Origin of the sequence: Acinetobacter gandensis (assembly GCF_001678755.1) — a bacterium.
GTDB classification, from domain to species: Bacteria; Pseudomonadota; Gammaproteobacteria; order Pseudomonadales; family Moraxellaceae; genus Acinetobacter; species Acinetobacter gandensis.
This window is the reverse complement of sequence record NZ_LZDS01000028.1, coordinates 246,478-266,198: the sequence shown is the minus strand read 5'-3', so window position 1 is coordinate 266,198 and position 19,721 is coordinate 246,478. Positions and strand designations below refer to the sequence as shown.

General features: G+C 36.0%; 23 protein-coding genes and 1 pseudogene. 15 read left to right on the top strand and 9 right to left on the bottom strand.

The window, feature by feature from the left end; translation table 11 throughout:
- The first annotated feature begins 763 nt into the window (after nt 1-763).
- The 5 genes and pseudogenes from A9J31_RS13545 (at nt 764) to A9J31_RS13525 (ending at nt 3,621) form a co-directional block, all read left to right on the top strand.
- Nucleotides 764-985 (top strand): transposase, encoded by a 222-nt coding sequence (locus A9J31_RS13545; protein ID WP_067766975.1) that lies wholly within the window; start codon nt 764-766, stop codon nt 983-985.
- Between the two features lie 125 nt (nt 986-1,110).
- Nucleotides 1,111-1,326 (top strand): cold-shock protein, encoded by a 216-nt coding sequence (locus A9J31_RS13540; RefSeq protein WP_067766972.1) that lies wholly within the window; start codon nt 1,111-1,113, stop codon nt 1,324-1,326.
- A 3-nt stretch (nt 1,327-1,329) separates the two neighbouring features.
- A complete protein-coding gene (locus tag A9J31_RS13535) occupies nt 1,330-1,542 on the top strand; it encodes a hypothetical protein (protein ID WP_067766969.1) in 213 nt (70 codons plus the stop codon).
- A 54-nt stretch (nt 1,543-1,596) separates the two neighbouring features.
- A pseudogene (locus A9J31_RS13530) lies at nt 1,597-1,941 on the top strand (hypothetical protein); the annotation flags it as partial.
- 522 nt (nt 1,942-2,463) lie between these two features.
- A complete protein-coding gene (locus A9J31_RS13525) occupies nt 2,464-3,621 on the top strand; it encodes an MFS transporter (protein ID WP_067766966.1) in 1,158 nt (385 codons plus the stop codon).
- Between the two features lie 26 nt (nt 3,622-3,647).
- Here A9J31_RS13525 and A9J31_RS13520 read toward each other — a convergent pair whose 3' ends face one another.
- Nucleotides 3,648-5,081, bottom strand: a complete 1,434-nt coding sequence (locus A9J31_RS13520) for a GGDEF domain-containing protein (protein ID WP_067766963.1) — start codon at nt 5,079-5,081, stop codon at nt 3,648-3,650.
- A 266-nt stretch (nt 5,082-5,347) separates the two neighbouring features.
- On the opposite strand from A9J31_RS13520, the gene A9J31_RS13515 reads away from it, so the two are divergent.
- A complete protein-coding gene (locus tag A9J31_RS13515; protein ID WP_067766960.1) occupies nt 5,348-5,830 on the top strand; it encodes a hypothetical protein in 483 nt (160 codons plus the stop codon).
- A gap of 73 nt (nt 5,831-5,903) precedes the next feature.
- On the opposite strand, the gene accC is transcribed toward A9J31_RS13515, so the two are convergent.
- The 3 genes from accC to aroQ are packed head-to-tail and all read right to left on the bottom strand — an operon-like array spanning nt 5,904 to nt 8,170.
- Nucleotides 5,904-7,265, bottom strand: a complete 1,362-nt coding sequence (gene accC, locus A9J31_RS13510; protein WP_067766957.1) for an acetyl-CoA carboxylase biotin carboxylase subunit — start codon at nt 7,263-7,265, stop codon at nt 5,904-5,906.
- Between the two features lie 17 nt (nt 7,266-7,282).
- Nucleotides 7,283-7,699 (bottom strand): acetyl-CoA carboxylase biotin carboxyl carrier protein, encoded by a 417-nt coding sequence (gene accB / locus A9J31_RS13505; RefSeq protein WP_067766954.1) that lies wholly within the window; start codon nt 7,697-7,699, stop codon nt 7,283-7,285.
- Nucleotides 7,700-7,714: 15 nt separating this feature from the next.
- A complete protein-coding gene (aroQ, locus tag A9J31_RS13500; RefSeq protein WP_067766951.1) occupies nt 7,715-8,170 on the bottom strand; it encodes a type II 3-dehydroquinate dehydratase in 456 nt (151 codons plus the stop codon).
- A 1,105-nt stretch (nt 8,171-9,275) separates the two neighbouring features.
- On the opposite strand from aroQ, the gene A9J31_RS13495 reads away from it, so the two are divergent.
- The 9 genes from A9J31_RS13495 to A9J31_RS13455 all read left to right on the top strand — a co-directional run bounded on the left by A9J31_RS13495 (nt 9,276) and on the right by A9J31_RS13455 (nt 14,688).
- Nucleotides 9,276-9,644 (top strand): immunity protein Imm33 domain-containing protein, encoded by a 369-nt coding sequence (locus A9J31_RS13495; protein WP_067766948.1) that lies wholly within the window; start codon nt 9,276-9,278, stop codon nt 9,642-9,644.
- A 16-nt stretch (nt 9,645-9,660) separates the two neighbouring features.
- Nucleotides 9,661-10,053 (top strand): hypothetical protein, encoded by a 393-nt coding sequence (locus A9J31_RS13490; RefSeq protein WP_081410334.1) that lies wholly within the window; start codon nt 9,661-9,663, stop codon nt 10,051-10,053.
- Between the two features lie 476 nt (nt 10,054-10,529).
- Nucleotides 10,530-10,790 carry a hypothetical protein gene (locus tag A9J31_RS13485; protein ID WP_067766945.1) on the top strand — a complete coding sequence of 87 codons (261 nt, stop codon included), beginning with the start codon at nt 10,530-10,532 and terminating at the stop codon, nt 10,788-10,790.
- A gap of 28 nt (nt 10,791-10,818) precedes the next feature.
- Entirely contained in the window at nt 10,819-11,550 is a 732-nt protein-coding gene (locus A9J31_RS13480) for an ATPase (protein WP_067767038.1), read from the top strand.
- A 39-nt stretch (nt 11,551-11,589) separates the two neighbouring features.
- Nucleotides 11,590-11,811 carry a hypothetical protein gene (locus tag A9J31_RS13475; RefSeq protein WP_067766942.1) on the top strand — a complete coding sequence of 74 codons (222 nt, stop codon included), beginning with the start codon at nt 11,590-11,592 and terminating at the stop codon, nt 11,809-11,811.
- A gap of 219 nt (nt 11,812-12,030) precedes the next feature.
- On the top strand, nt 12,031-12,450 hold the full coding sequence (locus tag A9J31_RS13470) for a YeeE/YedE family protein (protein ID WP_067766939.1): 420 nt from the start codon (nt 12,031-12,033) through the stop codon (nt 12,448-12,450).
- Nucleotides 12,447-12,866: a YeeE/YedE family protein gene (locus A9J31_RS13465; RefSeq protein WP_067766936.1), complete on the top strand. Its 420-nt coding sequence runs from the start codon at nt 12,447-12,449 to the stop codon at nt 12,864-12,866. Before A9J31_RS13470 ends, A9J31_RS13465 begins: the two co-directional genes overlap by 4 nt.
- 5 nt (nt 12,867-12,871) lie before the next feature.
- The gene (locus tag A9J31_RS13460; RefSeq protein ID WP_067767035.1) at nt 12,872-13,738 is read left to right on the top strand and encodes an MBL fold metallo-hydrolase; all 867 of its coding nucleotides are present in this window, start codon (nt 12,872-12,874) and stop codon (nt 13,736-13,738) included.
- 188 nt (nt 13,739-13,926) lie between these two features.
- Nucleotides 13,927-14,688, top strand: coding sequence for an alpha/beta fold hydrolase (locus A9J31_RS13455; protein ID WP_067766933.1), 762 nt, complete (start codon nt 13,927-13,929; stop codon nt 14,686-14,688).
- A 47-nt stretch (nt 14,689-14,735) separates the two neighbouring features.
- Here A9J31_RS13455 and A9J31_RS13450 read toward each other — a convergent pair whose 3' ends face one another.
- From A9J31_RS13450 to tssA, 5 genes are read right to left on the bottom strand one after another with little or no spacing between them, the layout of a single operon-like run.
- Nucleotides 14,736-15,692, bottom strand: a complete 957-nt coding sequence (locus A9J31_RS13450; RefSeq protein WP_067766930.1) for a M15 family metallopeptidase — start codon at nt 15,690-15,692, stop codon at nt 14,736-14,738.
- Nucleotides 15,689-16,381, bottom strand: coding sequence for a hypothetical protein (locus A9J31_RS13445; protein WP_067766927.1), 693 nt, complete (start codon nt 16,379-16,381; stop codon nt 15,689-15,691). Before A9J31_RS13445 ends, A9J31_RS13450 begins: the two co-directional genes overlap by 4 nt.
- Nucleotides 16,382-16,393: 12 nt before the next feature.
- Nucleotides 16,394-17,197 carry a type IVB secretion system protein IcmH/DotU gene (gene icmH, locus A9J31_RS13440; protein ID WP_067766924.1) on the bottom strand — a complete coding sequence of 268 codons (804 nt, stop codon included), beginning with the start codon at nt 17,195-17,197 and terminating at the stop codon, nt 16,394-16,396.
- A 9-nt stretch (nt 17,198-17,206) separates the two neighbouring features.
- A complete protein-coding gene (gene tssK / locus A9J31_RS13435; protein WP_067766921.1) occupies nt 17,207-18,571 on the bottom strand; it encodes a type VI secretion system baseplate subunit TssK in 1,365 nt (454 codons plus the stop codon).
- Nucleotides 18,572-18,576: 5 nt separating this feature from the next.
- Nucleotides 18,577-19,701, bottom strand: coding sequence for a type VI secretion system protein TssA (gene tssA / locus A9J31_RS13430; RefSeq protein WP_067766918.1), 1,125 nt, complete (start codon nt 19,699-19,701; stop codon nt 18,577-18,579).
- Between the last annotated feature and the right edge of the window lie 20 nt (nt 19,702-19,721).

Sequence of the window (19,721 nt, the reverse complement as noted above, 5' to 3'; positions counted from 1 at the left end):
TGATAGCCAAGTGAATGAGATCCATGCACGTGTAGCAGTTCTTAACAGATTTACGGAATTAGGTCGACCACTTACCCAAGTTACGCCTTAAATTTGGCTCAATTAGGGGCGCTTTGCATTTCAAATCTTTGTGCAACAAAGCCCATTATTTTTAATAAGTGTTATTGCAGTAACAATTTACATTTATGAGGATAAAAAAAGACAAAGAGTTGAGATATTAGAGCGCATATCACAATAAAACGTGAATATATGATTTTAAAATTAGATTTCTGGTGTGATTATGATGCAATTTTTTAAATGTATGTTTGGCATACATGGATTAAGTAAAAAGCATCAATGTATAGATGGTGAAATTGAATACTGTCAAAATTGCTTTAAAATCACTCTTATAAAATAATTGTTAAATAAACATAGGTAAATCTGGGCACTGGTGCTATAGTGTGTTTGATCGAATCCGTAAGCGGAACGGTAGTGTTTGAGTTGTTAATGGAATTGCGTATTCCCTCCAATCTGGTGCTAAAGCATCGAATTCAAACAGTTAACGCATAGCATGAATTCGCATCATGCCGATCAAGGGAAGCCTACAGCTATTCGTGGGTTTCCTTAAAATTCTAAAGATACTAATCTGATTTTTATCTATTTTTTCAAGCTACTGTAAATATCATAAGTTTAAATTTTTCTTAAGTGAACAATCTCCAAAATCAAAGTTGGTTTTATTTTTAATACTATTCTGTTTACAAAAGCTCATTATATGAGTCAATAAATGAACATATCTAACGGCTGGACTACTGCTTCAGCAACTAACGGTGATGAAATTCGTGTGAATATTATTCCGTTAAAAAAAATTCAAAGCAACTTGAATGGTAAAACCTTAGTTGAAGTTGCTAAACAAGTTGTCTTAGAATCAGGACAAAAGTTAACTTTAAATATTGATGGTAAATCTTTTTATACTGAACTAAATAAACTATATAAATTGTATTTTTAAACTCTCACTCTTAAACCTGAACAACTTAGAGCTAAAATTTTTTAATTAAATTATTTATAAATTAATTATTTATTTTCTTAATTTTTTCAAGAACTCTAAATTAAATATTATTAAAGGAAATTATTATGTCAAATTTAACTACAGGCACTGTTAAGTGGTTTAACGATACTAAAGGCTTCGGTTTCATCGCGGCTGATAATGGCGAAGAAGTTTTTGCTCATTTTTCTCAAATCATTTCAGGTGGTTTCAAATCACTTGCTGAAGGTCAGCGTGTACAGTTTAGCGTATCAAAAGGTCAACGTGGTTTCCAAGCGAGTGAAATCGTTGGGATTGATGGCTAATACATGGATAATTTATTAAACAAAGTAATGTTAGATGTGGTTGATCAACATGGCGCTGTCTATACACTAGAAGCTATGTGCGAAAAATCATCTGATGAGCCAAATAGTTTTGGTGATTGCGTCCGTTATCTAAATATAGAAGATGAAATAATTAAGCCTAGCTTTGATATGCATTTCTACAGTGATAAAACTGGAAAAATATTTAAGTTATTTTAATTTTTACATGCAATTAAATTAACCTCCTCCGGGAGGTTTTTTATTGGGTGAAATATGGAACTTGATGCCTATAAAAACCTAACTAAAAAGATTCCGCCTAAAAAGAAACCACGTTCCAGGCCACTACCTAAAGCCAGTGAAAAATACTTAGAAGCATTCGAGCGGTTAAAAGAAATATTAGATCGGATGAAAATGAAATATGAAGAATACTTTCATTTCAAAAGTACGAAAAATTGGCGTTTTGACTTGCACCTGATTGAACATCGGATGTTAATTGAAATCGCAACAGGTCCGTGGTCTGGTGGTCGTAAAGGCAATATTGCTACCAAGGCTTGGAGTGTAGATCGTTATGACCATGCTGAAGAATTGGGGTATCGATTTCACAGGTTTGAACTTGCAGATATCAACATATAGATGAAAAACAATCCCTAGAAATGCTCTGCGTACATGCTCGATTCTTTCAGGCATGGTGGAACACGCATAGCCCAACATTGGCCAAACTTAATCCATTACTGGTGAGTATGCTTAACGATAATATGTTCTCTATGAGCAGTGCTATTTCAGACGTGAGCAAAAAATGCGGATTCAAAATGCCACATTATGATTACGACCACATGTTTGAACTACAGACACTTCCGCATGCGAGATACAGATTGCTTAAGTAAAAATAGACCGCCTTCGGGCGGTTTTTTATTAATATGTGATAATTTATGAGATAAAAATAAATATTTGTTTATTAATGAAAAAATAAAATAAGACCAAGATTTTAGTAAAAGTATACAAATTTTGAAATAATTTAATTAAAATAAATTTGTATACTGATTTGTATACTCGCCATATCCTAACCAAGCCTTTTAGATGCAAAAGCATACAACTCTGAAAAGTTTATAACCTATTGTAAATACTAAGGAATACAGCTTGATGCTTAACATTCCAATCCATTCCAAACTAGGTGGATTCTACTTTTTCTACTATGCAATTGTTGGCACATTTATGCCATTTTGGAGCCTGTATTTAGCAGATCAAGGCTTTAATTATCAAGAAATTGGATTGTTATCTTCTATAGCGATAGTGACACGTTTTTTTGCCCCATTTATTTGGGGTTGGATTGCCGATAAATCGGGTAAGCGCATGATGCTGGTACGCATTGCGACATGGATGGAAGCTTGTATTTGGTTTCTGATTTTTATAATTCCAAACAGTTTTCAGTCTGTTGCATTACTCATGCTGGTATTCAGCTTCTTTCAAAATGCCATATTGGCTCAGTTTGAAGGGGTAACTTTATTTTGGTTGGGGGAAAAACGCGCGGCTTTATATGGAAAAGTACGTAAGTGGGGCTCAGTAGGGTTTATTGTTGGCGTATTTGGTATTGGGGCTTTGCTTGAAGTCATTCCAATATCGATGCTACCTATTATGTTGCTTTGTATTGCTTTTTTAGCATTTCTCTGGTCATTTACGATTAAAGAACCGAGTTCGGCACCAAGTTCTCAAAAGCAACTAGAGCCTTTATGGCCAGTTTTGAAACGTCCTGTTGTGGCCAGTTTCTTTATTATTGAATTTTTTCTTTTATTTTCTCATGCACCTTTTTATAGTTTTTATAGTAATTTTTTAAGTCAAGCTGGCTTTAACACAACAATCATTGGTTTGTTGTGGTCTGTTGGTGTTATTGCTGAAATTATTATGTTTGCATACGCAAACCTTTTTCTAAAACACTTTTCGTGGAGAACCTTAGTTACAGCATGCTTAATTCTAACGAGTTTACGTTGGATTGCCGTTGGATTATTCCCAAATAGTTTTATAGCGCAGTTTCTAGCGCAAACTATTCATGCTTTTAGCTTCGGGCTATTTCATATGATTGCGATGCGGATTATTTTTCAAAATTTCAATGCAAATCAACAAGGGCGCGGGCAAGCGCTATACAGTACTATGTGGGGTTTAGGTGTTGCTTTAGGCAGTATTTTGGCAGGTAAATATTGGGATATTTTGACTGGCGAATGTATTTTTATGATCGCAGGTTTATCCCTTATTCCTGCATTTATCTTTGTTGCGTGTTTACCAAAGGTGATTCAGCAAAATTAAGTTTAGATTATCCAAATGAATGAATATTAACAGTTTGCAAGTATGACTTGATTGCGTCCTAATTGTTTGGCTTGATAAAGTGCTTGATCCGCCTGATTAATCAAGAATTGTAAACTTGGTGCGTCAGGTAGTGTTTCATGTGTAATACCGATACTCACCGTGATATAAAGTTCATTGTCTTGATCGATCTGTATAGGCGTTGTTTCAACAATATTTCGAATACGTTCAGCAATTTTTTGTGCTTCATCTGCCTGAATATTACGCAGTAAAATAACAAATTCTTCACCACCGATACGAGCAAATAAGTCTTCTTCACGCAAGTTTTTTCGAATCGTATTAGCAAACTGCTGAAGGACGACATCACCGACATAATGTCCATATTGATCGTTTAATTTCTTAAAATGGTCAATATCAAGCATGATGATTGAAAATGTAGTTTCAGTTCGATTTTTTAAATAGAGTTCACCCTGTTCAAAGAAAAAACGGCGATTCATTGCATGTGTAAGGCTGTCATGATTTGCTAGATAAAGTACTTCTTTATATAATTCATGCCGATTTCGGCTAATAATACACAAAATAATAGGTGCAAGAATAAGCATAGCTAAACCAATACGTACAGATATAGCTGTCGATAAATAGGCGTTCGTGGAGTCTGCAAGATAAAAGTGATTTAGGTTGTAGTAGGTCGCTAGAATCACGACTGCATTAATAATCGTTAACGTAAATAATTGATAGGTCAGTGCAGCCCAAATTAATGCTGCTAATGGATATAAAATTGCTCCTGGACCCGGCGAAACTGCTGTGAGAATGACACATAGACCCACACTCATCACTGGTAAAATTTCATTGAAATGATAATCACGATGTCGGCGATTATGTATGATTTGTTTTAACTCTTTCAATTGGGGGAAGGCTAAAATTAATGGAAGCATAATTAAACAGTTGACGATTTCAGTGACCCACCACATCCCGAAATCAATCCAAAGACGATCTGTCGACATAAATGTATTAGATACATAGGGAACTGTAAAAATTGCAAATGTAGCACCAGCTAGACAACCGCCAACAGCAAAAATTGCAAACATCGTTAGAAAGGTAAAACCTTTATTGTAATTTAAATAATTGATATGAAAGTAACGTATAAAAAAAAGTGATACAGCTGTATTAATTAGATTTGCAAAAGTGAGTATGGTTGTTAGTTGTAAGAAGTTGCCGGTCAATAAATCGGCGAGCATATAACCTGTGAAAGCTCCTAACCAACCTCCTGTGTTACTTAATTGTGGAAAACGTAAAAATAAGGCGAGTAGGACTGCATTGGCAGGCCAAAAAATAGCTAAGTAGGTTAATGGACGACTGAAAATACCAACTAAACAGAATACAAATATAACTACGGCAATAATTGCAAAAGAATAACTTTGATGAGTCGATGGTGGTGTAAGACCGTTCAGATGCAATTTCATTAGCCTTTATATAGCCTAAGTAATTTTGTTAGAAGAATCATTAAGTCTAAATATCATAAACGATTCCACCCACAGAATAATGTATAAATTATGAATAATGTGATGTGGTTCGCGTTTAATTGGTTTTTATGCAGGCAAACACAGGTGTATGGAATTGTATGTAAATAGTCATTAAGAAAAATCATTGTTATGAAAGTGTGATAAACCGAGGAAATTTAAAAAAATATGTTACTTTAGGTAGATGATTTATATGACTGATTAAATGTATGAAAAAAGCATATCTGACAGTTTTACTCATGTTGAGTTCATTCGTAGTCATGGCGGCGGATAATAAAAAAACAGAACTGCAAGCTGATAGCAAAAAACAAGTTGAAGCAGTGAATAATTTTAAAGTGACCACTCGATCTGAATTGGTCGGTTTATGGGGGATGGAAATCCCAAATAATCGTAAGTGTATCGAATATTACAATTTCAAAGGTAATAATGATGTTGTGATTAAAAGTGGTGAAGAGTGGTCATCTGGTGTTTATGATTATCAACCAGCTCAAGATCCAAATGCTCAAATTCCAGCGCTCATTTTGCAAGTGAAATATGATAATAATCAGATGGATTGTTCCGGCAATGTGCAGGATCAAACAGGCGAAATTTCGCAATATTTTGTAAAATGGAAAAGTCCCTCAGTTATCAATTTTTGTGCCAACGATCAAGCTGAGCAATGCTTTGCAACTTTACGACGTGTACTGCCTTAAACATAACTTTTTTTTATGTTAAATCACTAAAAAGCCACTCATGAGAGTGGCTTTTTAGTATTGCGGGAGGAAATTATTTTTCCTCATGTCCTTCAATTTTTTTCAGCAAATGTTTTTCAAGGTAATGAATATCCATTGCTTGTTCACAGAAGTTTTTATCTTCAAGGATTAAATCTTTGTGAAGTGGGATATTGGTTTTCACACCTGTCAAAATGATTTCTTCTAAAGCTTGTTTCATTCGTGCAATAGATGCGTCACGGTCTTTACCATGTGCAATGAGTTTTGCAATCATGGAGTCATAGTAAGGAGGAATGCTATAGCCTTGATAAATGTGAGAATCAAGACGAATACCTGCTCCACCTGGTGCATAGAAGTGATCAATTTTACCCGGAGACGGCATAAATGTTGAAGGGTCTTCTGCGTTAATACGACATTCCATGGCATGACCACTGAGCGTGATGTCTTCTTGTTGAAGATTTAAACCAAGGCCAGCAGCAATACGAAGCTGTTGCTCAATGATATCAACACCTGTCACCATTTCGGTTACAGGATGTTCTACTTGAACACGTGTATTCATTTCAATAAAGAAGAATTCGCCATCTTCAAATAAGAACTCAAACGTACCCGCACCACGATATTGCATCAATTTACAAGCATTCACACATGCTTCTAAGATGTCAGCACGTGCTTGTTCTGGTAGGCCAGGAGCAGGTGCTTCTTCTAGTACTTTTTGATGGCGACGTTGCAAAGAACAGTCACGATCATACAAGTGAATTGCATGACCATTACCATCTGCTAATACTTGTACTTCTACGTGACGAGGTTTTTGCAGGAAACGTTCCATATATACGGTGTCGTCACCAAACCACATTTCAGCATCACGCTGCGCAGCTTGAACAGATTCGAGTAGGGTGTCTACACGCTCAACAATACGCATACCACGACCACCACCGCCTGAAGCAGCTTTAACGATCAATGGGAAGCCAATTTCTTTGGCTTCTGCTAAGGCATTATGGATGGTAACCGCATGGTCACAGCCCGGAACTGTAGGTACGCCTGCTTTTTTCATTGCAATAATGGCAGAAACTTTGTTCCCCATTAAGCGAATATGTTCAGGGCGTGGACCGATAAAGATGAAACCTGAGTTTTCAACAATTTCGGCAAATTCAGCATTTTCTGATAAGAAGCCATAGCCTGGGTGGATGGCATCTGCACCAGTAATTTCAGCAGCTGTAATGAGTGCTGGAATATTTAAATAACTTTCGCTGCTGGCACCAGGTCCAATACACACTGCTTCATCACAAAAGCGTAAGTGCATTAGGTCTTTGTCGGCATCGGAATAAACCCCAACGGTTTTAATTCCTAAAGTTTTGCAAGCACGAGTGATGCGCAAGGCAATTTCACCACGGTTTGCAATTAAAACTTTTTGCAACATTATGATTCCCCGTGGTCTTAAGCGCGATAGCGGAATAATGGTTGACCGAATTGGATCACTTCGCCATTTTTAACCAAAATCTCTTCAATCACACCGCTTTGAGTTGCTTCAATTGGGTTCATGATTTTCATTGCTTCAATAATACCAAGTGTTTCACCAGCCGAAACAGTCTGACCCACTTTAACAAATGGTGCTTCACCTGGGTTTGGTGCTGCATAGAACACACCAACCATTGGAGATGTTTCAACAGCACCACGTGGAGAGCGAGCAACTGGTGCTTCAGCAGCAGGAGCAGGCATTGCAGGAACAGCTGCTGCAACCACTGGATTACGACGAGTTAATGCGATTGATTGATCGCCTTCTTTAACTTCGATCGCCTGTAAGTCAGATTCAATCATCAAGTCGATGAGTTTCTTGATTTTACGGATATCCATGAACAGTATTCCTAATTAAGATTGAGAAGTTGGTTGAATTTTTTCGATGGCGAAGTCTAATGCGGCAGCGTATCCTTTTGCGCCTAAACCACAAATAACGCCAACGGCTTTATCAGAAAGATAGGAGTGATGTCTAAATGCTTCACGGGCATGGACATTAGATAAATGTACTTCGATAAATGGAATGGCAACGCCAAGAAGGGCATCACGTACTGCAACAGACGTATGTGTTAACGCCGCAGGATTGATAATGATGAATTGAACGCCTTCTTGTTGCGCTTGATGAATTCGGTCGACAATAGCGCCTTCCCAGTTGCTTTGGAAAGTATCGAGAGAAATGGATGCATTTTGAGCTTGTGAAATTAGTTTCTGGTTAATATCGTCTAAAGTGAGATACCCATAAACTTCCGGTTCACGTTTTCCCAGTAAGTTGAGATTCGGTCCATGAATGACCAAAATGGTCGAGCTCATTCAGCTTGCTCCAATAAAAATTTGCAAATTTACTTTGCAAGATGTCTGCAAAGTTTGCTCATTATGGCATAAATTTCCACATTTTTTTTATAATTTCTTTGAATTGACGTGAAAGGCATACACCGAGAATGGGCAATATAATGCAAACTTTGCAAAGAATTGGCAATGTTAAAAGATTACATTTTTATCATGATATTGTAGAACATTATTTTAAACCCAATTGGCTAAAACTGTTCATATCTTTTATGTAACGCTCAGTATATCTTCTTTTTAATGCCACAAAATCCTGTATTGAAAGCAAAAAAATAGCTTGATCTCGATTACTTAACGAATTACTGCTTTGAACATAATTTTTTGCTGAATTATATCGCTATTATGAATGCTCGATTTAACAGTTAAACCTATTGCTTAAAGGCAATTTCATTTTGATTGTCACTTAGCCTGAGCTGGTATTTGTTAAGTTTATTTAACTCAACTTTTTTATTTTTCTTTATTTATAATATTTATATAAAACAATTAATTGTGCCTGTTTTTTTTGTGTAAAATAGCTTTGGAAGTCACATTGTGGAATTATGAATAAAGCTTTATGTGCTGTGAATGTATGAAATTGGGATTTGATTGATTTTTCATTTCAAGGTTGATTTCGGATTACATTAAACTAAGTAATTAGATAAACGTATGAAGGCTAAATATAAGCGTTACAAGCTATAGTGATCGGCAAGCTAAAGTAGGGATACATTACTGTAATCAGCATTTGTCTAATGTCATCAATATTTTTTAAAATGTTATAAAGTTGAATTGACCATTCTGCTCATATTTTTCGAATTTAAGCTTATCGCAACAAAAAAGATTCAGTTCCCAAATTGGCAGAAGTCATATGGCAGTTCGAATTTAAAGTGCTCATATAGGCTGAATGATTGGGCTTAAGCGTAAATGTAAGGATGGTGAATCTTTCATTTTAAGTTATCTTCAGAAGTTTTGATTATTAGAACTAAGAGGTGATTAGGCTTTCGGATTGTGATTTTATAATCTGGCACCAAATAAATTTTTTCGCTTTACGATTTCGCTATACAATGCATTATTCAATTTACCTCTGAGCTTAAATATGGCCAAAAATGCACAAAATTCATCACCTTTAGCTGAACTCATTGCTGAGCAAAAGTTGCTTTGCGAGGAAGTGGGATCAGCTTATATCGAAGTGAGTGGAGATGATGTTGTCGCAGTTGCTGTTCACACTTTAAATAAAGACCCAATAGTTGGGATTCGTAAACCTGCTGAAGGTGAAGAAAATGTAAGTTGGTACATTTATGGTGGTGAGCTTGAAGGTGCGGATAACTTTGAAACGATGACTGTTCGTAAGATGCAAGACATTTGTCCAGAAGTGCTGCCTTATTTAGCATTAGATGTCGGTTATCGTTTTATGATTGATGCCGATGACTATGAAGATATTTGGAAAGAAGGCGAAGAGGCTTAATTATATGCATTCAAGGATGATGTATAAAGCTTCTTCTATTCTTCTTGTATGTTTTAGCTTCATGCAGGGAGCGACGCATGCGAATGAATCGGTGCTACTGCCGATTCGACTTTTATCTCAAACTGATTTTGATCACCAAATTGAACTTTATACGGCTCAAATTAATGAGACAAAGCTAATACTTGATGTTGAGGATTCAACGGTAAGTCCTGAGCAACAAACTAAAGCATTTTGTACACGTTTGAATGCATACCAACGCATTTTAGAAATTTCTCAAGAGAATGCTGCATTGAATATGGCTGGAATTATGCAAACGGTCGCTGAGCGTTATTTGCAGCAGCAACAAGAAAGTATGCAATCATCAGGTTTAAATGAAAGTGCATTTTGTTCGACTGAATCAGTTAAATGACCATTTAAGCCATTTGTATTTTGATAAATGAAGCATCCAGCCATAGGATGCTTTTTTATATGTTGAATAAAATTAAACCTAGCACTTGGGTATATAAATTTTAAGAAAATGTTATAGAAATATTGAACTGAAAATGAAGATTGTCTGAAAATGATATGAAAAGTGCTTAAAATGACAACTGTATCACATTATTATGTTTCTGTTAGAACGTAAACACATAACAAACATCCCTGGTCCTGTTATGTGGCTAAGTTCTAATACATCAACTTGTTGATGTCGTTCTCTTTTGGCCACTGAATAAGTGGCTATTTTTTTATCTAAATTTAGTATTTTGATAAAATGTAACCCCATAATAAGCACATATTTAGCATCGTAATTCTTTATTTGTCTTTACATAATCATTGATGGATAAATAGACAAAATAAGTCAGTATGATAAGATGATTGAACACATTTCGATGTTAGAGGAGTGGTTGAATGACAGCTTATACTTCAGTGATGAAAGCAAGTAAATTTGAGGATGATTTAATTCCGAATCTTGCAATTCATGCATTTCGCCATGCTTTTGAACAAGCAAGTGCTTCTTCGACTGTGGTTTATGTAAAAGGTCAGCAATTAGTTCAGCGTTCGCAAAATGGCCAAGAAATTCAGCTTAAAGATGTATCTTCTGATTTCGTTCAAATAGACGGTATTCCACACAGATTAAAACGAAAAAAGAAATGTGAGGAAACGATCTAATACCATGCCTCCACAACCACGTATTCGGATGTTTGCAGGCCCTAATGGATCGGGTAAAAGTACTGTTAAAGAATATTTGTTGCCCCATCATATTGGGGCTTATTTAAATGCAGACGAACTAGAGTCTGAACTGAATAAAACCAAACAACTCAATTTGATTAATTACCATCCTGCTTTAAAAGCGGTGGATTTAGTTGAGTTCTTAAAAACAAAAAAGCGCCCATTTCAAGGCAATTTTATACCTTTATTGGTTAGTCAACCGATCATTCTTGATCCATGGAAAATTGAATTCCAAGCGGATCAAATTGATTCATATTCATGCGCCAGAATTATCGATTATATTCGTCTCCAATTTTTAGAATTAAAAATCAGTTTCACTTTTGAAACAGTCATGTCACATATCTCTAAAGTTGAATTTTTGCGCGAGGCGAAACGGAAGGGGTTTAAGACCTACTTATATTATGTATCGACGATTGACCCAGTTATTAATATTTCAAGAGTACAATATAGGGTGCAAAATGGCGGACATGATGTGCCAGAACTAAAAATAAGAGAACGCTATTATCGAAGTATGGATTTGCTTATGCAGGCTGTTGAAGCGACGGATCGTAGTTATCTTTTTGATAATTCAGCAGATGGTCAACAGGCATCTTTCATTGCTGAGATAGAACAAGCTGAAATATTAAAAATGAACCAAGGTTTACATCGAATGCCATGGTGGTTTGTAGAAAAAGTATTGAAAGAGTTTGAAGCTGAATAATTTAAATGACAATAAGTGCGTAACAAATCAGGAATAAAAATGACAAGTCAGAACAATCGTGCTGCTTTACCCACAACAACGCAAGCGCAAGAAGAAGTTGCTCATTTAGAACAACAATTGCCAGAAGAGCAGCAAAAGCAAGAAAATTTCAGCAGTGCGGATTGGACTTCTGGAATAGATATTTCACAAATCATTGAGCTTGGATCTGACGTTATAGAATGGGTGGAGGATACTTTGAGTGACATTAATATTGATTTATAAATAAAATTTAATTAACAGAACTTAATAATATTATGTGCTTGTTAGAAATTTACCGAGGATATATTCATTGATTTTTCAATTTTATGAAGAATGTCTTAATAAATATTGCATTCATTCGAATTAACTTTTTAATAAAATTATTATAGAAGAATACTTGCAACTTCTCACAAATAACATATTATAAAAACATATATTGTTATTGATGGATTGGGCATCTGTATGCATCCTTTTATGATGGCATTTCTAGGTGGAGCTTTACTTGGCCTGGCGGTGGTGGGCTATTTATATGTGCATGGTCGTATTGCGGGCATAAGTGGTTTAATTGCACAAGTTTTAAACCCTGCCACAATTTTTAAAACACCTGCAGTTTGGTTCTTATCAGGTCTGATTCTCGTTCCATTTATTTATAAACAGCTTACAACACCTACAATACAGCTTGATGCAAACCCATGGATGATGATTGTTGCTGGCTTATTAGTAGGTTTTGGTACACGTTTGGGTTCAGGCTGTACCAGTGGGCATGGCATATGTGGGATCAGCCGATTATCAAAACGTTCGATCGTTGCAACTCTAACGTTTATGTTAGCAGGTGTTGTAACTGTCTATATGATTCGCCATGTGATTGGAGTTGCAGCATGAAAAACTTACTTGCTTTTATCTTTGGTGGTTTGTTTTCAGTAGGCTTGATATTTTCAGGTATGTCCAATCCTGAAAAGGTGTTGAGTTTTCTTGATATATTTGGAAGTTGGGACGCCAGTTTAGCATTTGTGATGATGGGTGCGATTGCAGTCGCATTTATCCCATTTCAATTGGCTGTAAGAAAATCCACACCTAAAACTATAGATGGTTATCCTATAAATTTACCAAAAAACAAACAGATAGACTCAAAATTGATTGTGGGAAGCTTACTATTTGGTATTGGTTGGGGAATCGCAGGAATTTGTCCTGCTCCAGCATTTACACTTATTGGCCTGGGTCACTACGAATCATTGTATTTTATCTTGGCAATGTTAGCCGGTGTATGGTTGCATCATAAAATAATGAGAGTGAATTAATGACGATGAATGCAATTGTTCAAGATTTTTTTGATGAAAATACCAATACTTTTAGTTATGTAGTCGCTGATCCGGCCACTAAAAAATGTGCGATTATTGATAGTGTTTTAGACTATGACGCAGCTTCAGCCACAACACAAACATATAATGCTGATAAAATTGTCCAATACGTTTTAGAAAATAGCCTAAGCGTGGAATGGATTCTTGAAACACATGTACATGCTGACCATTTTACAGCTTCACAATATTTAAAGGCTAAATTGGGTGGCAAAGTAGCAATAAGTCATAATATTACGATCGTACAGGAAACATTTAGTGCAATTTATAATTTTGATGTGAAATATTTTAATTCACATCAATCTTTTGACTATTTATTTGATGATCATGAAACGTTTAATATCGGAGCGTTAGAGGCTTATAATATTCCTACGCCGGGACATACACCTGCTTGTTTGAGTTATGTCATTGCTAATGAAGCAGTATTTGTCGGTGATACCTTATTCATGCCTGACTATGGTACAGCCCGTTGTGATTTTCCTAAGGGAAGTGCATCAACACTGTATGATTCTGTTCAAAAGTTATATCAGTTAGCCGATGATACAAAAATATATTTATGCCACGATTACTTGCCAGAAGGGCGGAGCAAATTTTGTAGTATCAGCAGTATTGCAGAACAAAAGTCAAGAAATATACATATCAATACACAGACAGATAAACAGGCATTCGTAGAAATGAGGAACCATCGAGATGCTAGATTAGCTATGCCAAAATTAATACTACCAGCAATACAAATTAATATGGATGCTGGAAAGTTTCCTGAACCTGAGTCCAACGGGGTTCGTTACTTAAAATTGCCGCTGAACTATTTTTAAAAATATCTATCGTTAGAAACGCAGCTCAAGCTGCGTTTTTTAAATTTTAAATGATTTATAACTTCTTTAAATAGCCTAAGCAAATTATCCTAAATAAAATAGCCTAAGCAAATATACATAAAATTTTCTCAATTGATTTAATACCGAAACAAATACAAAATTAGCTTAACTAAATAAAGTAATGAACAATGATCCTTAACTACGAGATTCATCAAAATAGCCAAAGTTCACAAATACCACTAGTTTTCATTCATGGGTTATTTGGGAGTTTAAGTAACTTAGGCATGTTAGCCAGAGCATTTCAACAATCACATAGTGTTGTACAAATAGATTTGCGCAATCATGGGCATTCTGCCCATGACAAAGAAATGAATTACTTCGACATGGCAAATGATGTACTTGAAACGCTCGATTATTTAAATATTAAAAAATTTTCCGTGGTTGGACATTCAATGGGAGGGAAAGTTGCAATGCAACTAGCATTGAGTACCGATCGCGTTGAACAGTTAGCTGTACTGGATATTGCACCATTTGCATATAAGGAACGGCATCACGATGAGATATTTCAAGCATTATTTGCAGTAGAACAAGCCAACATTGAAACACGCCAGCAAGCCATAGAAATTATGCGTGAATATATATCGGCAGAAATGGTTATTCAGTTTTTATTAAAATCATTTAGTAAAGGGAAATGGCTGTTTAATATTGATGCCTTATACAACCATTATCAAGATATTACAGATTGGCCGAATAGTGAAACTGCTTGGCAAAATGAAGCGCTATTTTTAAAAGGAAGTTTATCTCCATATATCTCCAAACCTGAACACATGGAAGCATTGGCTAAACATTTTCCTCATGCAGAAGTGATAGAGGTTGAAGGTGCTGGGCATTGGCTACATGCAGAAAAAACGCAACAAGTATTAGATCAACTACAAACATATATTGTGTAATCAGTAAAAAAGCCCTCATTTATTTTGAGGGCTTTTTAAATTAAAACTCAGGGTTCGATATTTATATTACTGGCCTGAAGTTGTCCTTCAGATGTTAAAAGAGCCGCCATTTCTGCAGTCTTTGYTAAGGCTGGCATACGATATTCGGTATGACCATAGTCTTGAATTGATTTCCAACGACCACCCCAAGTTAATCCAACTGATTCAGCAGCCTGCCCATAAAGTTGATAACCGCGCATTGCCCAAGGGTCGCGTTCTGAAATGACTACTTTTCCATTTCGTTTAAATGCAACATCAGCAGCTAAACCAAATTGGTGATAACTTTGAAAACCACGTGCACGTGTTGTATTTTTATTGGTAGCTAAATTATTTTGACGTTCTGGGCTACGATAGCCTTCGAGTAGTACCATCTCATAGCCATGTTGCTCACGCATAATTTTGAAAACCATGAGTAAGCGCTGCTTATAACGTGGATTCATTTTATGCCACTTACGATCGGCAGAAGGTACATCTGTTGAATAAGAATGAGTGTGAATATCTTGAACTTCAGGATTAAAGCTACTCGCTATAATAGAGGCTTGTTCTACAGCCGCTTCTTCAGCAATCGCTTCTTGTACAAGATATTCTTCTACTTCAGGAGGAGCATCCAGCATTTGTCCTTCAAGCATGGCATAAATTTGAGGATCCGCTTTACGTAAATAGTCAGCTTCAACTTTGCTTGCAGTAATTGGACGTGTAAATGCAAATAAAACGATACTAGAAAAAAGTAATAATCCTGCGAATAAAATCCACCACTGCTGTAAATACCAATGCGATTGAATTTGGTTTGGTGCAGCTGCGTAATTAAACTCATAAGCAAATTTTCGGGCATGTTGTATCTGTTTTTTACTTTGTGGAATTAAACCAAGGAAAAATTCTTTGACCTGATTACGGACTTCATAAGAAAAACAAAGCACTGTCACCAGTGCTAATGTTAGAAAGCTACCAATCAAGAAAATAATCATGGCGCACTTATAGCTACAGCTGGTGTACTCACTTCTTTCACTCTTTTCGTCACCGAAATTTGTGTGCCGCCCATTGGTTCTTCAAAATGTTCCACTTCTGTAGGCTTGCTTGATTCCGCTGGTTTAACCGTTTTCACTGGAGTAGCTTTTGCTTGAACAGGAGGCTGTATGTTTGTTTTTGCTTTAACTGTGGTTGGTGCTACTGGATGTTTTTGAGTTTCGACATGCGTGCTTGGTGCTTTCTTATTTAACTGTGTGATATCAAAGGGTGATCCTGAATTTTGCACATTCTGACTTTGATTTTTGGCTTTTTCATGAGTTGGATGACTGAAAACTGCAAGATCATTTGAATATAAGTCATCCTCATCTTTATCATCTAATGGTTCAGTTTTAACTTTTGATTGAAATGAATCTTCATTAGAACGGGTATTCTGTATTTCCGTTTCATTATTTAAAGCATTTTGTGCTTGCAAACGATCATTACTTTCAGCTTTATTCACTGAATTTACTGTTTCTTTTGCCCCATCAGCAGCTTCTTCATCAGAAAAAAGATAAATATATGCCAGGCCAATCACAATGATCAAAGCGATACCGACTAAAAATCCAATTGCTGCATGCACCATTGGAGGTAAATTATTTTTTTGCGTAGATTGTAAAATTCTTACGTTATTCGATTTTTCGTTTGCCATGTCATCATTTTCTTATGGTAAATGAATAGTGATATAAGCCTGTTCAGATGGCGCTGTAATAACATTTTGGTATTGCGATAATGCTTTGGTGTTTTGGTTCGATAGCATATATTTCAATCCACCAAAGGCCAAGACTGCAAACAATGCCCAAAAAATTAAAATCCAAAAGAAGGGTAATTCACGATGAATAATATTCTTAATTTGATCCGGTAAAGCAGCAAAAGGTGAAAATGCTTTTTTGCCTTTCATATAATCAATTTCGTCACCAACTCGAGCGACCAAAGAGTTCAACATTTCTATCGATTCAAGTCGGTATTTACCATGAAAACCAAGCAACATGCAGTAGTGATAAACTTCAAGTGCCGCCAGTCTTGATTTATCTTTTGCTCTAATTTGTTCTAAATTTTCAAAAAAACGATAGCCAGCAAGTTGAGAACCAAACAAACTTAGCTGTAGTGGATTCATCATCCAGTTATTTTGCAAATCAAAAAAACGTGGATCTTGTTGTGTAACAATTGTTTCATCAATTAGTGCACAAAATGCATATTTAGAATCGGTGATATCTTCATTACTGAATTGAAGCTTTCGTGCCTGACTTTCAAAACGATTCAGCAAATCCATAACCTTATTTCTGAAGTTCTCTGGATTTGAAGGTACATATTGATTTTTTAAAAGAAAAACAATGTAAAAGCCATCATGGAGCAAATCAACTAAATTGCTAGAACTATTTAATTTCGGTTCAGCTGTCTGTTTCAAAGAACCTTGACCAATTTGACCATCATCAAATAAAGATGGAGCATTATTTGAAATATTCATCATGTTTCCTTAACCGTTCATTACTGCAATTAATTCAATAGAAATATCTTGGAAGCCAGCTGGCATGTAGACACAAATTGATTCGGAATCAATCATGCGTTGATAAAGGTCGTTATTTGGCTCAACTTCAAAATAATTCACACCCGAGCGAACAGGAATTGCAGTAGGAACTTGCATCATATGCTGCAATGGTACGGCAGGAAGCGCTGCCATGACGCGTTGTTCTACATCCACTGTATTACCAACTTTAAAGCGTAGCGGCACATAAGAAATAATGTCATGTGTAGGCATTACACTACTAGATACTGCTAGATATAAACGTGAATCACGCGTGATTTTGTCACTTTCTAGGCTACCCACCCAATAAGAAGGTCGAGTTTCCTTCAAACTAATACTGATATAGCGATTTGAGATTATCGTATCCAGTAGGTCACGTAAAATCACATCAAGTTGGGCAAAACTTTCTTGTAAATTATGGTGTTGATATTGTGGCAAGTGATCAACGTCATACGCTGTAGAAAATGTCAGAAGTGAACCTGTTAAACGCAGCAATTCAAAATACAGACGTTCCGGATGAATCGTAGGGTATTGGAATAAATGATTTAATGTTGCATGTGCCGTATTTAACGCATTTACAAGCCAAAATGACACAATATCACCAGAACGAAACTCAATGAGCTTTTGTTCATTTTCACGATTATTAGACTGGATGGTTTTAATTTTTGCTTTAATAATATTGAGTGTTCGTTTTAAACTCGTCATTAACGAGTCACACGAACTGATATGTAAAATCGGTGGAATAAACTGATAATCTAGTACGAAGTTACCTGAGCTTTGTCGTTTAATTCGCCCAATTGGCATATACAGGAAGCCATCTAGATTTTGTTGTGGCTCATGTCCCATTTCAAAAATTTTAAATTCGGCACGACGACGTAGCAATGTAATTTCAGCAGCTGAAGCGTCAGTAAAAAGGTCATGAGTTTCGGTCAAGTGTGAGTGATAGCGACTCGATTGGGTGCTGGATTCAAAACTAACATTGGATTTATTCGGCTGCACAATAGGTAAAGCAAGATAAATCTGCATTTCACCGCGTAAATTTAAAGAATCGAGTAAAACGGGTTCTGGCAAAAGGTCTTGGGCAGGGGCTTGATAAATATCACCATCTTGCCAAATCATTTCAACTTTATGTAATGCTAAGGTGTTAACACTCAATTGAGATTCATCAAAAAATAAATTTTGAACGCCATAGGCAAATGGTATTGTTGCTCGCACCGTGTGGTTTAAGCGCTGTTCATGATAGGCGTCTTGCAGCTGGAAGTGTTGTGGACGTAAAAATAAACCTTCGCCCCATAAGATTTTTTCTGCTTTAAACATTGTTATTACCAGTCGCTATTTGATTCACTTGATTGTTGCTGCACGCCTAAAAGCTCTTGTACCGCTTCTAAGGGATTTTCATTTTTAATTACTTGCGTTAGCCATTCATGTAATGGCATTTGAGACCACTTGATCGTTTTTTGCAGCATATAACTGACCGGACTATGCGGTTCATTTACTTGAAAATAATCGGCAATTTCTTGCAAAACTTTCATTGCTTGTTCGCGATTTTGCAAATGGTTTTGTACCTGAGGCTGAAATTGCTGCGTATGCTGTTGTTGTAATACTTGCATAGAGGGCTGTTCATATTGTGGTAGCGAATTTGAAACATTTGATTCAGTAAAAGTTGCAGTTTCTGCTAACTGTGAGGAACCAAAAGCTTCAGCTTTATAAAGTTTTTTTAAACTGATATGGATCATTTCAATTTGTGAATCAATTGCAGCAAAAGTTGGTGCATCTAAACCCATCAAACGATCCAGAGTCTCTTTCAGGTTATGCCAATGCTTCAGCAATTCAACAAATTGTTGATAAGACTGATATTGAATTGATTTTGAAGTATTAAATAAAGCATGTTCAAACTGTTCCATGACATTGACAGGCTGATCAAAATCATCATCTTCCTGACTTTGTTTACGGCGCTGGTTCTGTTGATGTAATAAGCCTTCATAATCCGCAAGTGAATATGGGCTATGTCCATTGACAATGTTAACGGATTTAATCAATGCTGGAACTTGATTGGTAATACCCTGTAATAAACCTAAACGTTGATCTAAATCTTCGTCTTCAATTTCAGGATGTAATGGCAACCAAAAGGTTTCTAAACTACGTTGTAATAGTTCTAAACCTTTTGCAACTCCTTCAAAACCGTAATTATTTGTCCAAGCTTCTAACAACCAACCATATAAACGAATGTCTTTTGTTTGATCACGCAAAAGTTCAGATGCTTTTTGTTGAACAAATCCCCAATCAGCTTGCTTAGGCTCAGCAACCCAATCGCCTTGATCGAGTAAAGGGTCATCTGCAATTTTTGCTTTTTTAATTGCATGGAAATCATTTGAAAAAGAATAATCACTACCACATGGCTGATCATCTGATATCGGTTGCAACAAAGTTTCGAGTTCTAGACTCATATTTTGATCATCTTCCTAAC

What these genes read in the sequence shown, in the direction of transcription:
- A9J31_RS13515 (WP_067766960.1), top strand. Translation starts at nt 5,348, where the DNA reads ATGAAAAAAGCATATCTGACAGTTTTACTCATGTTGAGTTCATTCGTA.
- A9J31_RS13540 (WP_067766972.1), top strand. Translation starts at nt 1,111, where the DNA reads ATGTCAAATTTAACTACAGGCACTGTTAAGTGGTTTAACGATACTAAA.
- aroQ (WP_067766951.1), bottom strand. Translation starts at nt 8,170, where the DNA reads ATGAGCTCGACCATTTTGGTCATTCATGGACCGAATCTCAACTTACTG.
- A9J31_RS13470 (WP_067766939.1), top strand. Translation starts at nt 12,031, where the DNA reads ATGCATCCTTTTATGATGGCATTTCTAGGTGGAGCTTTACTTGGCCTG.
- A9J31_RS13495 (WP_067766948.1), top strand. Translation starts at nt 9,276, where the DNA reads ATGGCCAAAAATGCACAAAATTCATCACCTTTAGCTGAACTCATTGCT.
- A9J31_RS13455 (WP_067766933.1), top strand. Translation starts at nt 13,927, where the DNA reads ATGATCCTTAACTACGAGATTCATCAAAATAGCCAAAGTTCACAAATA.
- A9J31_RS13480 (WP_067767038.1), top strand. Translation starts at nt 10,819, where the DNA reads ATGTTTGCAGGCCCTAATGGATCGGGTAAAAGTACTGTTAAAGAATAT.
- A9J31_RS13485 (WP_067766945.1), top strand. Translation starts at nt 10,530, where the DNA reads ATGACAGCTTATACTTCAGTGATGAAAGCAAGTAAATTTGAGGATGAT.
- tssK (WP_067766921.1), bottom strand. Translation starts at nt 18,571, where the DNA reads ATGTTTAAAGCAGAAAAAATCTTATGGGGCGAAGGTTTATTTTTACGT.
- accC (WP_067766957.1), bottom strand. Translation starts at nt 7,265, where the DNA reads ATGTTGCAAAAAGTTTTAATTGCAAACCGTGGTGAAATTGCCTTGCGC.
- A9J31_RS13520 (WP_067766963.1), bottom strand. Translation starts at nt 5,081, where the DNA reads ATGAAATTGCATCTGAACGGTCTTACACCACCATCGACTCATCAAAGT.
- A9J31_RS13475 (WP_067766942.1), top strand. Translation starts at nt 11,590, where the DNA reads ATGACAAGTCAGAACAATCGTGCTGCTTTACCCACAACAACGCAAGCG.
- icmH (WP_067766924.1), bottom strand. Translation starts at nt 17,197, where the DNA reads ATGAATATTTCAAATAATGCTCCATCTTTATTTGATGATGGTCAAATT.
- A9J31_RS13545 (WP_067766975.1), top strand. Translation starts at nt 764, where the DNA reads ATGAACATATCTAACGGCTGGACTACTGCTTCAGCAACTAACGGTGAT.
- A9J31_RS13535 (WP_067766969.1), top strand. Translation starts at nt 1,330, where the DNA reads ATGGATAATTTATTAAACAAAGTAATGTTAGATGTGGTTGATCAACAT.
- accB (WP_067766954.1), bottom strand. Translation starts at nt 7,699, where the DNA reads ATGGATATCCGTAAAATCAAGAAACTCATCGACTTGATGATTGAATCT.
- A9J31_RS13465 (WP_067766936.1), top strand. Translation starts at nt 12,447, where the DNA reads ATGAAAAACTTACTTGCTTTTATCTTTGGTGGTTTGTTTTCAGTAGGC.
- tssA (WP_067766918.1), bottom strand. Translation starts at nt 19,701, where the DNA reads ATGAGTCTAGAACTCGAAACTTTGTTGCAACCGATATCAGATGATCAG.
- A9J31_RS13525 (WP_067766966.1), top strand. Translation starts at nt 2,464, where the DNA reads ATGCTTAACATTCCAATCCATTCCAAACTAGGTGGATTCTACTTTTTC.
- A9J31_RS13490 (WP_081410334.1), top strand. Translation starts at nt 9,661, where the DNA reads ATGATGTATAAAGCTTCTTCTATTCTTCTTGTATGTTTTAGCTTCATG.
- A9J31_RS13445 (WP_067766927.1), bottom strand. Translation starts at nt 16,381, where the DNA reads ATGGCAAACGAAAAATCGAATAACGTAAGAATTTTACAATCTACGCAA.
- A9J31_RS13460 (WP_067767035.1), top strand. Translation starts at nt 12,872, where the DNA reads ATGAATGCAATTGTTCAAGATTTTTTTGATGAAAATACCAATACTTTT.